Consider the following 19832-nt stretch of genomic DNA (forward strand, 5'->3'; position numbering starts at 1 on the left):
CAAATATCTATCCCCAATTTGTTTGTCTGGAGTGCGCTTGTGGAATGGCTTGCTGAGTACGCTATGTTTTTGGCCAAGGCCGCTACCTTTGTGGTGGCGCTGCTGCTGGTAGTCGCAATGGTGTCTGCGCTCAAGGAGCGCAAGGGCCGTGCGGTGGGCACGTTGAGCGTCACGCGCCTGAATGATCAACTGGATCGCATGACCGACAAGTTAAGCGAGACCATTCTGGGTAAAGCCGCGCTCAAGCTCCGGCATAAAGAGCGCAAGGCGCAATTGAAAGCGCGGGGCAAGTCCACGGATACGTCCAAGCGTGTGTACGTGCTGAATTTTCATGGCGATATCAAAGCCAGCGCGCTGGAAAATTTGCGTCATGAAGTTACCGCGATTCTGGAAGTCGCAACCGCCAAGGACGAAATAGTCGTCAAGTTGGAAAGCGGTGGCGGCATGGTGCATGCCTACGGTCTGGCCGCGTCACAATTGACCCGTATCCGCGAGGCCGGCGTGCCGTTGACCATCTGTGTAGACAAGGTCGCGGCCAGTGGCGGTTACATGATGGCATGTATTGCCGATAAGGTCCTGGCCGCGCCGTTCGCGATGCTTGGTTCCATTGGCGTGGTCGCGCAGATCCCCAACTTCAACAAAGTGTTGAAGAAGCATGACGTGGATTACGAGATGCTTACCGCCGGCGAGTACAAGCGCACGCTGACACTGTTCGGTGAGAATACCGAGAAGGGCCGCGAGAAGTTTCAGGAAGATCTTGAAAACATTCATCGTTTGTTCAAAGCGTTTGTTGCTCAGTACCGACCCAAGTTGGATGTGGCGGCCGTGGCTACTGGTGAAGTCTGGTTTGGCGCTGAGGCGCTGGACAATGCGCTGGCTGACGAGATCAGTACCAGCGACCAGTACATTAGTCGCATGATCCATGAAGCAGACGTATTTGAAGTGCATTATGTTACCCGCAAAAAGTTGCAGGAGAAGCTCTCGGGCAGCGTCTCGACCGCACTCGACAATCTGGTGCTGACCTGGCTTTCGCGCTTTCACAATCAGCGATTCTGGTAGGAGATCCACATGACGGAATTCAAGGCTCTGGTCGTCAGCGAACAAGACGGCCGCTATGTCTCCAATGTTACGACCCGGCAGATCGACGACCTGCCGGAAGGTGAAGTGCTGATTCGCGTCAAGTACTCATCGCTGAACTTCAAGGACGCCTTGTCCGCCTCCGGCAACAAGGGCGTAACGCGTAACTTCCCGCATACCCCGGGCATCGATGCTGCGGGTGTGGTGGAGTCTTCCTCGGTGCCGGAATTGTCGGCAGGGGATGAGGTGATCGTCACCGGTTACGATCTGGGCATGAGTACGTCCGGCGGCTACGGCGAGTACATTCGTGTACCTGCAGCCTGGGTTCTCAAGCGTCCGGAAGGCTTGAGCCTGCGTGACAGTATGGTGCTTGGCACCGCGGGCCTGACGGCCGCGCTGTGTATCGACAAGCTTGAACAGGCCGGCATGATCCCGGGCCAGGGCCCCATTCTGGTCACTGGCGCTACCGGCGGTGTTGGCAGTATTGCTGTCGCCATGCTTGCCAGCCTGGGTTACGAAGTGGCCGCGGCTACCGGCAAAGCCACGCAGGCGGACTTTCTCAAAGGGTTGGGCGCGACTCGGATTGTCGAGCGCAGTGAACTGGAAGCTGGCAAGGAAAAGCCCATGCTCAAGGAGCAATGGGCCGGAGCCGTGGATACCGTCGGCGGCGATATACTGTTCAACGTGGTCAAGTCACTAAAGTACGGTGCCAGCGTCGTGACTTGCGGCCTGACGGCCGGTACCCAGTTTCAGGGCAGCGTTTTGCCATTCATCTTGCGCAACGTGAACCTGCTGGGTGTCGACTCGGTCGAGCAGCCGTTGGTGGTCAAGGCCTCGATGTGGGATCGGCTGTCGCTGCAATGGAAGACCGATCTGCACAACCTGGAAAAAGAAATCGCACTCGATGATCTGCCTGCCGAAATCGAAAAGATACTGGCCGGCAAGATGGTTGGCCGGGTGGTGGTCAGGCTGGATTAGCACAGCATCAACGATACGGCCACGAGCCCGCTTGAGTGGGGTCGTGGCCGGTCGGCCTATTGAATGCTTGAGGCCAGTTCGAAGATCGGGATGTACATGAGGATGACGATTCCGCCGATGAGCAACCCGATAAAGGTCATCAGCAAAGGCTCGAATAGTTTGATGAACCAATCTATCCAGCGGTTGGTTTCGGCGTCGTAAAAATTGGCGGTTTTTTCCATCATTTCGCCTACGTTCCCTGATTGCTCTCCCGCACGCAGCATACGAATCGAGATGGGTGTGGATAGCTGGTATTCCTCGAGTACGCGTGAAAGCGATTGCCCCTCGCGGATCCGATCGCGAGCTTGTTGCAGCCGTAGTTGCGCGGTAAGACTCAGTAGCCCTTTGACCATCTCCATCGCAGTCAGCAGGGGGATGCCGCCCTGCAGAAGTATGCCCAGCGAACGATAGAACCGGGCCATTTCATAGATAAATAGCCGTTGATTGATGATCGGCAGGCTGGCTAGCAGGCGATGGAGCATTCGTTTGCTGACCGGTTGTTTGAACCCCGCCACTATTATGCAGACGGCTATCAGCACTCCGAGCAAGAGCGCGGTGTAGTGCTCGTTCAACCATTGGCCTGATGACAGCAGCACCTGCGACAACCACGGCAGCTGACCTTCCATGCCGTCGAACACCAGACTGAACCTGGGCACCACGTAGCCCAGCAGAAACAGCATGACCAGCCCGCCCACCGCCAGCAGCAGAACCGGGTAAACCGAGGCGCTGATGATCTTCTGGCGTACCTCTTCAAGCCGGTACCGATAGCTGACGTAACGTTCCAGCGCCGCGGCGGTATCGCCGGTTTTTTCGCTGGATTGCAGCAACGCCAGGTACAGCGGCGGAAAGATCCAAGGAAACTGCCCCAGCGCCTGGGACAGGGATTTGCCTTCGTACAGAAGCCGGATAATGCTCGACAGAACCTTGGCTGATTGCGGATCAGACTCTTTTTCCGCCAGGCTTTCCAGCGCATCGATCAGTGCCAGGCCGGCGCGCAGCAGCGTCGCCAGTTCCTGGCTGAAAAGCATCAGGGGGAAGCGTTCCTTGCGCCAGCTGCCAGCCATCCAGCGGGACACCGGCTGTACACCCAGCACCCGATAACCCTGTTCGCGCGCGAGATCTTCCGCTTCTTTCGCCGTAGGCGTGAAGAAGTTCAGGGTGACGATGCCCTTGGGCTGCTGGATGGCCTTGATCCGGTAGTGCATTGCTGCGTCCTTGGTTTATGAGGGGATGTTGTCAGTTGGGCCGATCAACAGGTGCTCACCAGTTCACCAACTGACGATTTCCACGTTTTCCCCTTCGCCACCTGGCCGGCCATCCTTGCCCCATGAAAGCAGGTCATATTCATCATGCTCACCTGGCGAACGGTAAACGTATTCGCGTCCCCACGGATCCAGTGGCACACCCTTGCGCAGGTAGGGGCCGCCCCAGCCGACCGAATCGCCGGGCGGTTCTACCAACGCCTGCAAACCTTGCTCACCGGTCGGGTAATTGCCCATCTCCAGGCGGTAGATGTCCAGGGCTTTCACCAGAGTTTCGATCTGGGCATGGGCAATTTTGGTTTCCGAACGCCCGAGTTGCTTGAAATACTTGGGCCCCACGATGCCTGCCAGCATCCCCAGTACCACCAGCACCACCAACAGCTCGAGCAAAGTGAAGCCGCGATTTTTCTGCTCGGCGTCTAGAAAGTAAGAAGTCATCACTGTTCCTCCTGAAAGTTGCGCATAAGCTGTCCATGCAAAAGTTGTGCAAGTTTTTGCGGGGCTGACTGGTCAGGGGAGGGGCTGAGCAACACGGGCATGTGCTTTGCAAGGGAGATCCGCGTCCAGGAGAACAAATAGGGAAATAAAAACATGCGTCCGATGCTGATACTGGTGCTGTCTCTAATGGTGTTCCCGGCGTATGCGCAGCAGGCGGCCGGCTTCTACACATCGGTATCAGCGACGGGCACCACGATCCTGACCAACGTGCGCTCCGGCCCGGGGTTTTCACCGGTAAAACTGGCAGAACCGACGCCGGTCACCAGGCCCTCTGGGTCGTCACAGCCCCAGGCCTACACCGCACTGGTCAGCGAGGCGGCCAACCTGCACGACGTACCGGAGGCCTTGCTGCATGCGGTTATCCAGGTTGAATCCGGCTATAACGCGCTGGCCCTGTCACCCCGAGGAGCGGTTGGTTTGATGCAATTGATGCCGGCGACCGCGGTCGAGATGGGCGTCGCGGATATATGGGATCCGGCTTCCAATATCAGTGGCGGCGCCCGTTATCTGAAGAGCTTGATGACATTGTTTGAAGGCGATATTGAGCTGGCGCTGGCTGCATACAATGCTGGTCCTGGCGCAGTACAGCAGCACGGACGGACGGTTCCCCCCTTCGCAGAAACGCAGAAATATGTTCCCCGGGTGTTGCGTCACTATCAGCATCTTCAGGCGGCTCATCGAGCCAAATGACGCAGGTTTACCCCACCATTGTCGGGTAAGTTTCCCCAGGCCTGGGGAGTTTGACCCTCACTCAAGTTGCAAAATCCGCTCACGCGCTACTTGCCAATAGACACTCCGCAACACCTGGAATTGCTGGGTGAATGGGTGGGCAATTTCCGGGGGATTACCCAATTTGATCTGATCGCCTTGCGCAGGTCACTGATATATAGCTAGATTTTTTCTGGCATAGCAATTGCTCTCGGTTCTGGTGACGCATTTTGGGCATCCCGACTGGAGGTCGCCGCCATGAGCCAGAACCTGCACCATCTATTCAATTCCATTCCAAGGTCGGGGCTACGCAGTCTCTTGTGCGTGTCGCTCGTGGCCATGGGTCTGGCAGTGCCGGACCGCGAGGTGCAGGCGGCTATTCAATGCCAGCGCCATCTGGTGGCCAAAGTCGTCGCATTCGACCAGCCGCTGATGTTCAACCGGCTTGGCGCGCAGAATATCAATGGGATGATGTTTGCCCTGCGTTCAGATGTGGTCGACGAAAACCAGGTTTTGCTGTCAGAGGGCGGCCAGGCCATCCCGGGGCGCGTACTGCTGCGCCCGGACAAGCGTCCGCGGCCGTTGATATTGCGCGTGGCGGAAGGCGACTGCATTACCGTGCAGCTGCAGAACCTGTTGGCGGAGCAAGCCAACCCACGCAAGGGCGAAGGGCATCCAGCCCTGCAGATTGATGACCAGGTGACAGATCGTCATGTCGGGTTCAAGGTGAATGGACTGCAGGCGGTCAACTCGATTGATGACATCGCCACCAACTCGGGCGAGAACGACAATACCCTGCTGGCCCCCGGCGCCAGCCGCAACTATGTGCTCTATGCCGAGCGTGAAGGCGCGTTTCTGGCCACCAGCTATGGCGCAACCTTTGGTGGCGAGGGTACGGCTGGGAATATGACCAACGGCCTGTTCGGCCAGGTGATAGTGCTGCCCAAAGGTGCCAGAAGTTATCGCAACACCGTTACCGAAGAAGAAATGCGCCTGGCCTCTACTGGTCGGACCCCGGCTGGGCAGCCGATCATCGACTATGAAGCGCGTTTCCCCCAGAGCGAGCCCTGGATTACCGAAGGCAAGGCTGGCAAACCCATTCTCAATATGGTCGATGGCAGCGAGATTGTCGTCAGCTCGACCGACGCCATCGTCATGGGGCCGAACGCCGATGGCAGCTTTCCGCCTGCAACTTATCCGCTGGAAAGGATTGGCAAACGCAATCCGTCGCTCCCTAACCGGCTTGAGCCGTTCCGCGACTTTGCCTCTGCCTGGCATGATGAGACCGCCGCTGCCCAGGCGTTTCCAGGCTATTGGAACGATCCGGTGTTCGGTCACGTGCTGCAACCCACCCGCGATTCCTTCATGATCAACTACGGCTCGGCCGGTATTGGTTCCGAGATTATCGCCAACCGGCTGGGCGTAGGTCCTATGCATGACTGCCTGTCCTGCGGCTATGAAGAGTTCTTTCTGTCTTCGCACGTCGTAGGTGACGCCGCCATGTTGGTCGATGTGCCAGCCAACGTCGGGCTGGAGGATATCGTCCCGGGGCAAACACCCGACCCGGAGGACATTGGCGTCAAGGCAACCATGGCGCTGTTCCCCAGCGATCCTTCCAACGTCAATCACAGTTACATTGGCGATTTCGTCAAGTTCCGTAACACCCATGCGGGGCACGAGCAGCACATTTTCCACCTGCATGGCCACCAGTGGTTGTTCAACCCCAATGACGATAATTCCGATTACATCGATGCCCAGGGTATCGGCCCGGGCGCGGGCTTTACCTATGAAATTGCCTTTGGCGGATCCGGTAACCGCAATCGGGTAGCGGGCGACGCCATCTACCACTGCCATTTCTACCCGCATTTTGCCCAGGGGATGTGGGCCTTGTGGCGGGTGCATGATGTGTTCGAGCAAGGCAGCCGTCTAGCGGTGTCGGAGGAGGGCGAAGATGGATTCCATGAAGAGCCTTTCGCCTTGCGTAGCGGCTTGCCAGCAGAGGGCGCACGCGCCTTGCCTGACGGCGAGATCGTCGCCGGCACGCCGATTCCTGCTGTCGTACCGCTGCCAGGCAAGCCACTCCCCCCCATGCCGGGCAAGGTCAGCGTGGTGCCCCGGTTTGCCCAGGGTGAGTTGCTGGCGGACGGGGATCACGAGGAAGGTGAACCCATCGAGACAGGCGACCCGATCGGCTCTCTGGCTCTGGTAGACCGCAGTGAAGCCAACTATAACCCGGACGGCACGCTGATAAACCCGGGCTATCCCTTCTGGATCGGCGGCATTGAACACACCGTAGGGCAACGCCCGCCAACCCCGCCGCTGGATATGCTTGATCCGTTGGCCGCCCAGGCACTGAAGGACAGCGGCAATGCATTGTGGCAAGCGCTGGAACCCACCCAGGTGGACGGATGGGACGGTGGCCTGCCACGGCATGCGCTGGACGGCTGGTCCGCGGGTGGTGAGGCAGATGTAACCACCAGTGCGGTGGATTTTTCCAAGCGGATCAGCCGCGCCCGACCAATCTGGTTTCCGGAGCAGGGTAATGACGTAGAACAAGCCGCGATGAGTTATCACGCGCGCAAGGAACACCCCAGCTTCAAGGTAATGCCCAATGGCGCGGTGCAGTCGGCCAGTTTCCGCACCAACGGTGCGCTGCCGATGGCCGGGGCACCCTTTTTCGAGCCCTGTGTGGATGACCAGCAGAAGCTCTTGACCAGCGCGGCCGGAGTGGGGCGTTTCTTCAGCGGCGAAAAAACCAACGGCATGTCCTTCACTGGCTCGTCCCCCTATACCGCGGACCGTCCGCGTATTTACAAGGGTGCCAACATCCAGTTTGACGCGGTCTTTAACAAGGTTGGCTATCACTATCCCCAGGCACGCATCCTCACTCTCTGGGAAGATGCCTGGCCGGTAATCAACAAGCAGCAACCGCCCGAGCCACTGGTGATGCGCTTGAACAGTTTTGATTGCGCCATGTACCACCAGACCAATCTCATCCCGGCATTCTATGAGCTTGACGACTATCAGGTGCGCACCCCCAGCGATGTGGTGGGTCAGCACATTCACCTGCCGAAATGGGATCTGACTGCGGCCGATGGCGCCTCGAATGGCTGGAACTATGAGGACGGCATACTTGCCCCCGTTGCGGTAATCGAACGTATCGAAGCCATCCGGGAATTCAACGAGTGCGCCGCAGGCGACGCCCGCGACGGCACCCAGGATTGTCCGCTAGCCAAGGTCCATCCGTATTTTGGCCAGTTCAGCCGGCCGGATTGGCTCGGAGCGCGCACTGGCATGCAACGCTGGTTCGTTGACCCTGTGGTCAATTCCCATGGCATCGATCGCGGCCTGGGCAATATCTTCACTCACGATCACCTGGCCCCGTCCACCCACCAGCAACTTGGACTGTACGCCACCGTGCTGGTCGAGCCAGCAGGCTCGACCTGGTATCACGCGGAAACCGGTGAGCCGATGTACACCCGTGACGATGGCGGGCCGACCTCCTGGCAAGCCGTGATTGCTGCTGGCGATGAAAATGCCGATGGTAAAAACGATAGCTTCAGGGAGTTTTTCCTGGCCTACAGTGATTTCCAGCACGCTTATGAAGCCGGCGTGTATGTGGGCGCAGGGCCAGATGGCAGACCAGACCCAAGCGCTTTCCCGGCGACTAGCGATACTTTCCGCTATGCCATCAATCCGCCTGAACGCAAGAGCGCCAACGCGCTACTGGAGTCGGTCATTGAAGTGGCCAGCGGCGAAAAGCTCAGCTGTCCGCTACGTCCATGCCCTCAGGCCATTTCCGCCGATGATCCCGGTATGTTTGTAGTGAACTACCGCAACGAGCCAGTGGGGCTGCGCATATTTGATCCGGAACGGATTGCTCCAGATGGCAAACCAGGCATGCAAGCCGAAGGTTTGGCGGGGGATCTGGCGTTCGCTTTGCAGACCCGCACAGACCGGGCAATTGCGGCACTGAATCTGACCCCCAATGCGGTACTGAATGCCATCGGTCCAACCGGTGGCACCACCAGCTTCCCACCGCATATCAATACTGGGGGAGGGGAGCCTGGGGACGCGTTTACGCCCATGCTCCGCACCTACACAGGTGACAATGTCAGGCTGAGAATTGTTGCTGGCGGCCATGAAGAGGAGCACAACGTCACGCTGCACGGGGTCAAATGGCTTCAGGGTGGCAGCGGTATAGTCACCAGCGCCAACTCGGGCTGGCGGGCATCGCAGATGATCGGTATTTCCGAGCAGCTTGGCTTCACCGCGCCGGTGCACATGTTTTCCGACAGGGCGTCTGATACAGCGGACTACTTGTACGCTATGGACGCCTCATTGGAAGGTTTCTGGAGCGGCATCTGGGGTGTGATGCGCAATTATTCAGCCAGCCGCGATGACCTGATGCCGGTGCCAAACAACAGCATCCCGGTGGCCCCGCGCAATACAGTCTCCTATGGCGGAGTGTGCCCGAGATTCAGCCCCAATCCCAATGGGATCGGCTCGCGCAGCACTGTCCAGCGGCGCATTGAGGTAGTCGCGGTGCTGGCCAACGATGTGTTGGATAACAGTCTCGGGCTTAGCATTGACGACCCGGATGGTGCCGGCTCGCATGTCGGCGGCGCGCTCAACCCCGATGGCGGAACGCTGGTGATGAATCCCCGGGCCACCGCCATTCCACAGGTCACTGTAGTGGACCCGGAAGATGGCGAAACCGTCACCCTGGGCGGTGAGTCCGGGCCGCTGCATGACCCCACCGCGATTCTCTACGTGCGCAAAAGCGATCTGGATCCGGTCACCGGCAAGCTGAAGCCTGGCGTGCCAGTGGAGCCGCTGATGCTGCGGGCCGCGGCGGGCGACTGCGTCACTGTTGTACTGGAGAACCGTCTGCCGCTGGTCATGCCCGACCTGCCGAACTTCGCCATCATGCAGGGTGTCGCCAAGCGTGACCGGCAGGGCAATCAGGGTTCGACCACCTTCAACAACAACCTGATGCGTCCCTCCAGCCACGTCGGCATGCATGCGCAACTGATGGCATACGACGTGACTCAATCCGATGGCATGAATGTCGGCATGAATCCGGTGCAAACCGTGGCACCCAGCACTGTGCCTGGTGAGTACCCGACGCGCGAGTATCAATACTACGCCGGGCATCTGCAGCGCGAAGGCAGGCCGCTGGTACGACTCGGCCGTAGCGTTGACAACATCATCGCCACACCGGTCGAGTTTGGCGGGTTGAATCTGCTGCCTGCGGACATGATCAAGCAGCCACAGAAGGGCCTGGTGGGGGCGATGACTATTGTGCCCATGGGCGCCACCTGGGAGGAGAGCCCGACCATGCGCGCCACTGCCACGGTCACTGCGCCGAACAAGCCCGCCTACAAGGACTTCTCGCTGATCTGGCAGAAGGGCTTGAACATGCGCTGGGCCAGTGGCCGGCCGGTGGAAAACCTCGCAATAGAAGGTATTGGCGTACCGAATGATCCCAAGGACAATTCCGGCATGGCGGTGAATTATCGCAGCGAGCCGCTGTGGTATCGCTTCGCCAAGGCGCCGGACGCGCCGTTCGGCCGCGCTGATGGCCAGGGCTGGGGCGACATACCCAATGCGCACATGGCATACAGCAATGCGTTGGTGGGCTCCGATCCGGTTACCCCGATTCTGCGGGTCAAACCTAACGAAGCCTTCCGGATCAATCTGACCATGCCGTCCGGTGGTAGTCGTGGCTCGACCTTCCAGTTGGCCGGACATCTGTGGCCGGTAGATCCGTTCATCTCGGAGAAAACCGACTCCCAGGGCTATCCGCTGAAGGATCCGGGTGTAGGAGCAGTGCGCTTTGGCTACAACCCGCTGAGCCGCTACGCCGCCGCGCAGGAAAGCGTACTGCCGGCAGCACATTTCAGCTTCATGTTACCCAGCGCTGGCGGTGCCAATGGCATCAAGGGCGATTATCTGTATCGCGATTACGCCGCCTTCGGTAACGCCTCAGGCTTATGGGGATTGCTGCGAGTAACGGATGATGAAGATGAATAAGCGCACAGCCTTCAACCGCATCCTGTCAGCCGGGCTGGCCACGCTGCTGTCGGTGAGCTGGCAGGCATCTCAGGCGGCGGCTGGTGCGGCGGATAAGCCGCCGCACCAGAGCCTGGAACGGGATGGCGTGGTCATCGATTTTGAAGTGCGGCCTGGCGGTGGCGCCGCTAACCAGTCGCCGATGGCCGGCCAGTATGCGGATATTCGCTTCAGCGTCACCGACAGTGCCGCGGGCCAACCAATGAGCGGGTTGAACCCGGGCGCCTGGCTGGATCAGCTGCATACGGAGTCTGGGCTGGATAGTCAGCAACTGGACTGCAAAAAGCGCATCGGGCTGTATCTGAAGGGATCTATCGGCATCAGGCCTCTGGTGGATCTCAATAGCTATTACCTGATGATTCTGAACAAGGATCCGAGCATCACCGTCATCGATCCTTCGATTTCGGTAGGGGGCGTGACCAGTACGCTGACGCGTATTTTACTCAAGGGCGCACCGATGGACTGGGTACTGAGTGCAGACGAAAAACGTCTGTTCGTCTCCCTGCCTGATGCCGATGAGGTGGCGGTGATCGATACCGACAGTTTCACATTGGTACGAAATATCCCCGCGGGTGCAGATCCGATGCGCATGGCCATGCAGCCTGATGGTCGCTACCTGTGGGTCGGCAATGATGCTGCCGATCCGGCCAAGGGTGGCGTGACCGTAATCGATAGCGAGAGCTTGCAAGTGGTCGTCAGCATCGCTACCGGTAGCGGCCACCATGAAATGGCCTTCAGCCCTGATTCGCGTTATGCCTTTATCAGCAATCGCAAGAGCGGCACCTTGAGCATCATTGATGTGCCTGAGTTGCGCAGGATCAAGGATATGCCGGTTGGCGCGCATCCGCTGGACGTCGCCTATTCGGAGCTCTCCGGCGCCGTGTATGTGGTCGATGGTCAAGTGGGCAACGTGACGGTAATTGATGGGCAGAGCCACGGCGTACGCAGCGTGATCAAGGGTAGTCCGGGCTTGGGGCCGATTGGTTTCAGTGGGGACGGGCGCTGGGGCATGGTGCTGAATACCTTGGACAGCCAGGTACTGGTAATTGATGCGGCGGATGCCAAGGTGTTGCATCGCATTGATGTGACGGCTCAGCCCTACCAGTTGGAATTCACCCCTGGCTACGCCTACATACGCGGCCTGGGCAGCAGCAAAGTCACCATGATAAACCTGTCGTCCATCGCCGCGGAGGCCAAGCCCATCGTTCAGGGTTTTGATGCGGGCAGGGCGGCACCGGGCCTTGCGGGGGAGCTTCCGATGGCCCAGAGCCTGGCGACCTCGGTTGATCAGGGCTCGGTGTTTGTCGTCAACCCGGCGGACAACACCACCTACTTCTACAACGAAGGCATGAACGCGCCGATGTCCGGCTACCCCAACCGCGGTCACACCGCGCGCGCGGTCTCGGTACTCAACCGCACGCTGCGCGAGGTTGAGCCGGGTATTTACCAGAGCCGCGTGCGGTTGCCGGCCTCCGGTCACTTTGATGTGGCCTTTATGCTCAATCAACCGGAACTCACGCACTGCTTCTCCATGCAGGTGCAGAGCAATCCGGAGCTGGACCGGCTGAACGCCAAGCCCAGGGTGACCTTACTGGCGGATCAGGCCCGGGTTAGCCCGGACAAATATCGGCCAGTGCGCTTTCAGGTCTCGCGCGGGCCCGACAATGCGCCGCACCCGGGGATAGAGGATCTGCGCGTCCGCTATTTTATGGCGCCCTCATCCAGACCCCGCGAAGTTGCGGCGACGGAGGTCAGCGCCGGGCTCTATGAGGCGATGCTGGAGCTGCCGGATCCAGGTGCGTATTACCTGCACGTTGGTTCCAGCTCGCTGGGAATGGCATTCGGCGACCAGCCATACACCAGCGTGCGGCGTACGGCGCCACGCTGAAACAAGCTCAATGATGAGACGTTTGTCAGGAGGTAGTAATGCGATCAATACAGGGACGATCAAACACCGCTGTCATGCTGATGAGCTTACTGCTCACGTTCGGTACCGGCACAGCCTCGGCGCACGCTGAGCATGAGCATGCTCAGAAGGCCCATGCAAGCGATGCCCATGCCGGCCATGCCCCGGCCAAAGGGCATGTTCAGGCAGAGCCGCGTATCACCTTTGCCGACCAACCGCTGACCGATCAACATGGCCGCAGCGTCAATCTGGAAAAGGACCTGGTTTCCGGGCGCATTGTGGTCATCAGTTTCATGTATACCCAGTGCACTACGGTCTGTCCGGTGGTCTCGTCGATCATGGCCAAGGTCCAGGACCAACTGGGTGAGCGCGCTGGCGACGGGGTGAGTCTGGTATCCATCACCATCGATCCGCTACGCGACACACCAGAGCGTCTGCGTGAATATGCCGAGTTGCACAAAGCCGGGCCTGGTTGGTCATGGTTGACCGGATCGGTACCCGCCATTACTGCGACCCTGAAAAGCCTGCGTAGCTGGTCACCGGATCTGGAGTCGCACCAGCCGGTCTTTCTGGTGGGCAACGACGCCACCGGCGAATGGTCGCGTTTCTACGGCTTTACCGATCCCGCGGCCATCGTTGCCCGAGTCGACAGCTTGCAACCGGGGCATGCCGGGACGCACCCGGCTGAACTGCGTGCAATCGATTCCCAGAAGGTGGCGCTGTGAAACGTCAACGGGCGCTGCTGTGGAGTCTGGCGTTGCTGCTGAGCTTGCCTGCGCTGGCGCATGATGGGGTGGAGCATGCCGCGGCATCAAAATCGTCCACGCAACCGGTGGCCTCCGATTTGAGCCGCGACGCCCAAGCGTATTTCACCGATACGCTTTTGCTCAATCAGCACGGCCAGGAAGTGCGCTTTTATTCCGATGTGCTGGCCGGCAAGGTGGTGTTGCTGAATGTGGTCTTCACCCAATGCAAGGATGCCTGCCCGCTGATCAGCCGCAAGCTGCAGGCGGTGCGCGAGCAATTGGGCGAGCAGTCAGAGCGGATCCACTTCGTGTCGTTGAGCAGCGACCCGGTCAACGATTCGCCGCAGGCGCTCAGCGCCTTCATGAAAAAACAACGTCTGGATGAGCGCCAATGGACCTTTCTGACCGGTGACCCGGCAGCCATCGAGACGGTGTTGACGCGGCTGGGCCAGTTCTCTGACTCGCCGGAGGGCCACTCAACCTTGCTGATCGCGGGCGACGTACCCAACAAGCGCTGGAGCAAGATAAGGCCCGATGCGCCTGTCCAGGCCGTGGCCCAGCGCCTGCAACTGCTGGCCATGCCGATCGAGACGGAGTAAACCTTGTTCCGCGCTGCAGGGGTAATCACGTACCTGCTTCTCTGCAGTACTTTCGCCTGCGCGCTCCCGCTGAGCCCGGAGGAGCGCGCAGGCAAACAGATCTATCTGACCGGTGTCGGCCTGGACTCAATTCAGGCCCGGATCGGCATAGGCGACATGCTGTTACCAGGGACGTCGCTGCCCTGCGTCAATTGCCACGGCCGCGATGGACGTGGGCGTCCCGAAGGTGCGGTAGTGCCACCGGACATCACCTGGCAGCGGCTGACGAAACCCTACCGGCAACGGCTCGGAAACGGCCGTGACTACCCGCCTTATACCGAATCCAGCCTGTTGCGCGCGTTCACCCGCGGCGTGGATCCCGGCGACAATCAACTGGCCGCGGCGATGCCGCGCTACAGTCTTTCCAGAACTGACGCGATCAACCTGATTGCCTATATTCGCCGGCTGGAAGATGACCACGACCCGGGGCTGGAAGATAACCTGCTGCGCATTGGCACCTTGCTATCCGCTGACGGGCCGCTGGCGGGACCGGGGCGAATGGTCAGCGGACTGCTGCAGCAACTGGTAGAGCAGCTGAATAATCGCGGCGGAATTCATGGCAGAAAGCTGGAGCTGGTGGTCCGTGATCCCGGCCCGGATCGCTCTACATCCATACAGGCGTTGCAGCGGTTGGTACACGAGGATCAGGTGTTTCTGATACTCGCGCCAATGGCCCCGGCGCTAAGTGAGGGCCTGGAGGAGTTGGCCGCGTCGCTGGCGGTGCCCGTCATAGGTTCGCTGATTTCGCCGACCGATCATGCGCATCAAAAGTGGGTGTTCCAGGCCTTGCCCGGATTGCGTGAACAGATGTTGGCACTAGCCAGCTACGCCAACAGCATCCCGGGTCAATCGGCTCAGCGGGCGCTGGTGGTGCATGCCGCCGATCCGCGTCAGCAACGCCTTGCCGATCTGCTGGCCGGACGACTGCGTGATCTGGGTTGGCAAGATGTACAAACTCGGAGCCCGGCGGAGGCCGAGCAGTCGGCTGCTGCTGGGCAGATCGGTACGGTCTTTTTTATCGGCAGCGGCGGCGAGCTGGTGGATTTTGCCGAGGCAGGTCTGCAGGCAGATCCGCCGCCATTGCTACTGGCATCGTCTGACCAGGTTGGCGCAGACGTACTACGACTGCCGCAGCGGCTCAATGATCGGGTAGTACTGGCCTACGCCTTTTTACCCAGCGACTGGACCGCGCCGGCGTTGTCCCTGCTGCGATCGGCTGTGCCCGAATCAACGGGCGGGGAGCGGTACCTGGCGCTGCAGGTCAACAGCTATGTATCGACCATGCTGCTGTTCGAGGGGCTCAAACGCATCGGCCGCGACGCCAGCCGAGAGGCCCTGGTTGTCAGCCTGGAGAACCTGCATAACTTTCAGACCGGGCTAGCCCCCGCCATGAGCTTCGGCCCCGGCCGCAGAACCGGCGCGCTCGGCTCGCACATGGTCAGGGTAGATCTACGCCAACAACGTTTTCGGCCAACCGGCCGCTACGTTAATCCCTGACTCGCGGCGGCAGCCAGCCTCTACCCACCCAATAGTGGGGAAATCCACCTGTTCCCCAGTTGTATTTCCCCAATCCTGCTTTGCTGTCCCCGTTTCATCTTTAATTATCTATATGAATCATATGCTTATAAAAGATTCCGGATTTCCCGCGGCTGGCATGAAGCATGCCTAGGTTTACTCAGGAGCAGGCTCCTTGGCAGCTAAAACGGTCATTTTGTTAAGGAGATTTCAGTTGCTCAAAAAGGTTCTGTTAGTCGAGGACGAGATGCTGCTGGCGGAAAACCTCAAGCTGTATTTGGAGAAACTGCCATGCGAAGTCCATCTCGCAGCGGATGGAGCTACCGGAATACAGCTGGCCCGCACGCTATTGCCTGAAGTCATCGTACTCGACTACAGACTGCCGGACATGGAAGGGTTTCAGGTTCTCGATGGGCTGGAAATGCATTGGCAGGGAGGTTGCATTTTGATCACAGGCCACCCCTCAAGCCAGGTACTGGAAAGCGCGAAGCGCCGCAGAATCTCGCACATCATGTTCAAACCCTTCCCGCTTGAGGAGCTGCGACGGCTGGTCAGCGGTTTACTGGAAACGCCTATCGTGCAGAAGAACAGGCCCATGGCAATCATCGAGGAAAGACGCAAGGAACGTATCAATGTCTTTCCGTTGAAAATGTATGACGGTAGCTGGGTGATGGCTAACCGCCGCCAGCCCTTGTTAAGCCTCAGCCTCAAACGCGGCGTGGCAAGTGAAAGGCTCGCCGATGATGACGCTGGAGAAGCGCAATAAGCCCTCTACCGAATAGCAACAAGGAGCGCGTGATGGATAGTCAGGTCAATGCGGTTCTGGTGACCGCCACGGCTTTACCTGCCCAGCGACTCGATGCGCAACTGCTGAGGTCTGCCCATGCCTGTTCGCTGGCCAACGCCAGCAGGGTGCTTGAAGAGGCTGAGGAACTGTCAGGACTCAGCTCTGCTGAATTCGTCCAGCAGCTCGGTGCCACCTTTTGCTATCCGGTGCTGGATCGCAGCAGCCTGCTTGACGCTATTCCCGACTTCAGTCAGCTGTCGCTGGCGCAGGCGTTGAAGCGCGAATTCATCATGGTTCAGCAGGGCGACATCAGCATCGGCGTATTCGCCGATCCGTTCGATGCTGCGCGCCTGGCCTGGATCGATCAATGCCTGGCCGGCGCACCGTTATATCTGGTACATGCCCTCGACCTGGCTGACTACCTGGCGCGGCTGGAAGACGGCTTTCAGGCAGTTCAAGGGCTGGGTGAAGGCGCGGCGATAGTGGCGGATGAGTCCTTGGAAATTCTCTCGCTGACGCGCATCAGCGAGGACTCCAGCGTGGTGGTCAAGCTGGTCAACTCGACGCTTTACGATGCTTTGAAGATGCACGCCAGCGACATTCATCTGGGTATGACCGCCAGCGGCCTGGGCATCAAATACCGCATCGACGGAGTGCTCAACAGCGTGACCTGTGCCCAGGGAATGCAGATTGCCGAACAGGTCATCTCACGGATCAAGGTCATGGCCGAACTGGATATCGGCGAGCGCCGCGTACCCCAGGACGGACGCTTCAAGGTCGGGATCAATGGCCGTCAGATTGACTTCAGGGTCTCGGTGATGCCGAGCATCTTTGGCGAAGATGCGGTCCTGCGGATTCTCGACAAACAAGATCTGGCCGACCAGAGCAAAGGGGTGTGCCTGGAATCGCTAGGGTTTGCCGACGAGAGCCTCGTGCAACTCCGGCGCCTGGCGGCTGATCCCTACGGCATGGTGCTGGTAACCGGCCCGACAGGCAGCGGCAAGACCACCACCCTGTACGCGATGATCAGTGAAATCAACAACGGCCGCGACAAGATCATCACCATTGAAGACCCGGTCGAATATCAGCTTCCCGGCGTGCTGCAGATTCCAGTAAACGAGAAAAAGGGACTGACCTTCGCCCGTGGGCTGCGTTCGATTCTGCGCCATGATCCGGACAAGATCATGGTCGGCGAGATCCGTGACCCCGAGACCGCACAGATTGCCGTGCAGTCGGCACTGACCGGCCACCTGGTCTTCACTACCATCCATGCCAACAACGTGTTCGATGTGATTGGCCGCTTCATTCAAATGGAAGTCGACCCCTACAGTTTCGTCTCCGCCCTCAACGCGGTACTAGCGCAGCGGCTATTGCGTCTGGTGTGTCCCGATTGCGCGGTCGCGGTTGATTATTCCGAATCCGAGCTCCTGCTTTCCGGCATCACGCCTGAGCAGCGTGGCACCTTCAGCCTGATGCAAGGGCAGGGCTGCAGCCGCTGCCGGGGCACCGGCTACCGCGGCCGCACGGCGATCGCTGAACTGCTGCGGCTCGACGATGACTTGCGCCAGATGATCGTGGAAAGGCAGCCGCTCAAGCAAATCAAGGAGCTGGCCTGCCAGCGTGGGCTGCGCCTGCTACGCAGCTCGGCACTGGAACTGGTTCGCACTGGACAGACTTCGCTGGAGGAGATCAATCGTGTCACTTTCGTGGCTTGAACAACGCGTGTTGATACTCGGCAGAACCCAGGTCGGACTGTTTCGCCTGGGCGCAAATGGGCCGCAGGAGATGCAACGCGTGGTGATCCCTGCGGAGGCCACGCCGGCGAGCCTGTTGATCGCTCTGGCCGAGCTGTTGCGGCAAAACGCATCGGCCCGCTGTCGGCTGCAGGTACTGATCTCCAGCCATCTGGTGCGCTTTATGCTGGTGCCCTGGCGTGAGGAAATCGCCTCGCCGCGCGAGTTGCTGTCCTTTGCCCAGTTCTGCTTTGAGCAGGTCTATGTTGAAGAGCCGCACAACTGGTCGTTCAGTGTATCGCCTGAGGCAAAGGGCCGGGCTCGTATTGCCGCTGCTACGTCCGCAGAGCTCATTAGCGGGCTGCAGGAGCTGAGCAAGGAAACCGGGTGCCGGCTGCTTGGCGTGCAGCCGTATCTGACCGCAGTGTTCAATCGCTTTTGCCGCAATCTCGCGGACCAGTCTTTTCTGTTCATTGCGGTGGAACAGGGTCGCGTGGGCGTGTTGCGCGCGCGTGATGGGCAATGGCAGAGCGTGCAAACCCTGGCCTGCGCCGATACCGACAACGCACTCGCCGAACTGATAGCGCGTGAGCAGCAGTTGCTTGAGCTGAGGGACGAGGCGATCCAGGCGGTGTACGTGCACGGTGGTGCTGGCAGCTTCCCAGAGCAAACCTCGGCAGGCAACGGCTGCGTGCTGCACAGGCTGGGTCAGGAGGATCAGCAGGCGGATCAGCAGGCCGAGCCTGTCGATCCGATGTTGGTTATGGCCCGGGCGGTGCATTGACATGCGCACCCTTGAACTTGATTTCGCACCCCCGCGCACAGCTCGCGCCAGAGGTTGGGTACTGCTCAGCCTGGGGCTGGTATCGGTCCTCGCCTGCGGGCTGGCGCAGCAAGTGATCAGCAGTCAACAAGCCGAGCGGGCGGGCGCCGTCGTGCAGGTCGGTGCAGCGGGACTCGCCGCAGATCAACAGACCTCAACGCTTTCTCAGTCGCCTGAAGAATTGAGAAGTAGCCGCGCTATTCTCGCTGAGATTCGCTCTGCGTCCGATCAGGTAAACCGCCCCTGGGAGCGTTTGTTCGTAAACCTGGAAACCTTGCCGCTTGAGAATGTCGCGCTGCTTTCGCTGATCACTGACGGGCGCAACCGGCAGCTGCGCATCCAGGCCGAAGCGCGCGATCTGGCCTCCATGCTGGCCTTCCATCAGGAGCTCGAGCGCAGCCAGGAGTTGAGCGACGTGTACCTGATCAATCATGAGGTCATGGCGCAAATGGACGGTGAGCCGGTGCTTTTCAATCTGTTGGTCACCTGGAGCGGCAGCCATGCACCTCTCTAGATTGATCCTGCTTGAACAGGCCCAGCGCCTCGGCTGGCCAGGGCTGCTGGGCGCCAGCTTGATGCTGATGGCGGCATTCTACGCCGGGCTGATTCTGGCGCCCGCCATTCCTGAGCTGACTCGCCCGGCTGATCTGTCCGCCAACACTGGCGTATTGGACCCAACCCAGCCGGCTTCTGCCTACCCGGAATCAGATGGCGGCAAGAACGAGGTCGACGCCTTCCGCGAAGGGCTTCCCGGGCAAATGGACGCTACCACCACCATCAATCGCATCTACGCCCTGGCAAGCTCGGAAGGCATCACCCTTGCGCGGGGCGAGTACTCAATGGGGATCGATGCCCGGACCCGTCTGGCGCGATACCAGATGACGCTGCCGGTCGGCGGCAGTTATCCCCAACTACGTCGTTTCATTCATTCGGTCATGGAAGAAATACCGGCCCTGGCGCTTGAGGATATTGATCTTCGGCGTCTGGACATCGGCACAACACACCTTGAAGGGCGAATCCGCCTGACTCTGTATTTATCGAGGTAGC

General features: G+C 59.6%; 15 protein-coding genes. 13 read left to right on the forward strand and 2 right to left on the reverse strand.

What is annotated here, in order from left to right; translation table 11 throughout:
• Positions 1–39 precede the first annotated feature (39 nt).
• Complete coding sequence (sohB, locus tag DT594_RS14285; RefSeq protein ID WP_149333297.1) at positions 40–1059, forward strand: protease SohB; 1020 nt, start codon at positions 40–42, stop codon at positions 1057–1059.
• Positions 1060–1068: 9 nt separating this feature from the next.
• Positions 1069–2055: a YhdH/YhfP family quinone oxidoreductase gene (locus tag DT594_RS14290; protein ID WP_149333298.1), complete on the forward strand. Its 987-nt coding sequence runs from the start codon at positions 1069–1071 to the stop codon at positions 2053–2055.
• Between the two features lie 56 nt (positions 2056–2111).
• On the opposite strand, the gene DT594_RS14295 is transcribed toward DT594_RS14290, so the two are convergent.
• Both DT594_RS14295 and gspG read right to left on the reverse strand, forming a co-directional pair.
• On the reverse strand, positions 2112–3299 hold the full coding sequence (locus tag DT594_RS14295) for a type II secretion system F family protein (protein WP_149333299.1): 1188 nt from the start codon (positions 3297–3299) through the stop codon (positions 2112–2114).
• 63 nt (positions 3300–3362) lie between these two features.
• Entirely contained in the window at positions 3363–3794 is a 432-nt protein-coding gene (gene gspG / locus DT594_RS14300) for a type II secretion system major pseudopilin GspG (RefSeq protein ID WP_149333300.1), read from the reverse strand.
• A gap of 153 nt (positions 3795–3947) precedes the next feature.
• Between gspG and DT594_RS14305 the strand changes: the two genes are divergently transcribed.
• The 11 genes from DT594_RS14305 (at position 3948) to DT594_RS14355 (ending at position 19831) form a co-directional block, all read left to right on the forward strand.
• A complete protein-coding gene (locus DT594_RS14305; protein ID WP_149333301.1) occupies positions 3948–4544 on the forward strand; it encodes a lytic transglycosylase domain-containing protein in 597 nt (198 codons plus the stop codon).
• Positions 4545–4901: 357 nt separating this feature from the next.
• Positions 4902–10598 (forward strand): manganese-oxidizing multicopper oxidase MnxG, encoded by a 5697-nt coding sequence (mnxG, locus tag DT594_RS14310; protein ID WP_281290911.1) that lies wholly within the window; start codon positions 4902–4904, stop codon positions 10596–10598.
• On the forward strand, positions 10591–12525 hold the full coding sequence (locus tag DT594_RS14315; RefSeq protein WP_149333303.1) for a YncE family protein: 1935 nt from the start codon (positions 10591–10593) through the stop codon (positions 12523–12525). The genes mnxG and DT594_RS14315 overlap by 8 nt, the downstream gene beginning before the upstream one ends.
• A gap of 38 nt (positions 12526–12563) precedes the next feature.
• Positions 12564–13268, forward strand: coding sequence for an SCO family protein (locus DT594_RS14320; RefSeq protein ID WP_246164649.1), 705 nt, complete (start codon positions 12564–12566; stop codon positions 13266–13268).
• Positions 13265–13888 carry an SCO family protein gene (locus DT594_RS14325; RefSeq protein ID WP_149333304.1) on the forward strand — a complete coding sequence of 208 codons (624 nt, stop codon included), beginning with the start codon at positions 13265–13267 and terminating at the stop codon, positions 13886–13888. Before DT594_RS14320 ends, DT594_RS14325 begins: the two co-directional genes overlap by 4 nt.
• Positions 13889–13891: 3 nt before the next feature.
• Positions 13892–15424, forward strand: a complete 1533-nt coding sequence (locus DT594_RS14330; RefSeq protein ID WP_246164650.1) for an ABC transporter substrate-binding protein — start codon at positions 13892–13894, stop codon at positions 15422–15424.
• A gap of 232 nt (positions 15425–15656) precedes the next feature.
• Positions 15657–16208, forward strand: a complete 552-nt coding sequence (locus DT594_RS14335; RefSeq protein ID WP_149333365.1) for a response regulator — start codon at positions 15657–15659, stop codon at positions 16206–16208.
• Between the two features lie 32 nt (positions 16209–16240).
• Positions 16241–17944, forward strand: a complete 1704-nt coding sequence (locus DT594_RS14340) for a GspE/PulE family protein (RefSeq protein ID WP_149333305.1) — start codon at positions 16241–16243, stop codon at positions 17942–17944.
• Positions 17925–18746 (forward strand): hypothetical protein, encoded by an 822-nt coding sequence (locus tag DT594_RS14345; protein ID WP_149333306.1) that lies wholly within the window; start codon positions 17925–17927, stop codon positions 18744–18746. Before DT594_RS14340 ends, DT594_RS14345 begins: the two co-directional genes overlap by 20 nt.
• A 1-nt stretch (position 18747) precedes the next feature.
• Complete coding sequence (locus tag DT594_RS14350; protein ID WP_149333307.1) at positions 18748–19299, forward strand: pilus assembly protein; 552 nt, start codon at positions 18748–18750, stop codon at positions 19297–19299.
• Complete coding sequence (locus DT594_RS14355) at positions 19286–19831, forward strand: GspMb/PilO family protein (protein ID WP_149333308.1); 546 nt, start codon at positions 19286–19288, stop codon at positions 19829–19831. Before DT594_RS14350 ends, DT594_RS14355 begins: the two co-directional genes overlap by 14 nt.
• Position 19832 lies beyond the last annotated feature (1 nt).

Origin of the sequence: Halopseudomonas laoshanensis (assembly GCF_008365385.1) — a bacterium.
GTDB lineage: Bacteria > Pseudomonadota > Gammaproteobacteria > Pseudomonadales > Pseudomonadaceae > Halopseudomonas > Halopseudomonas laoshanensis.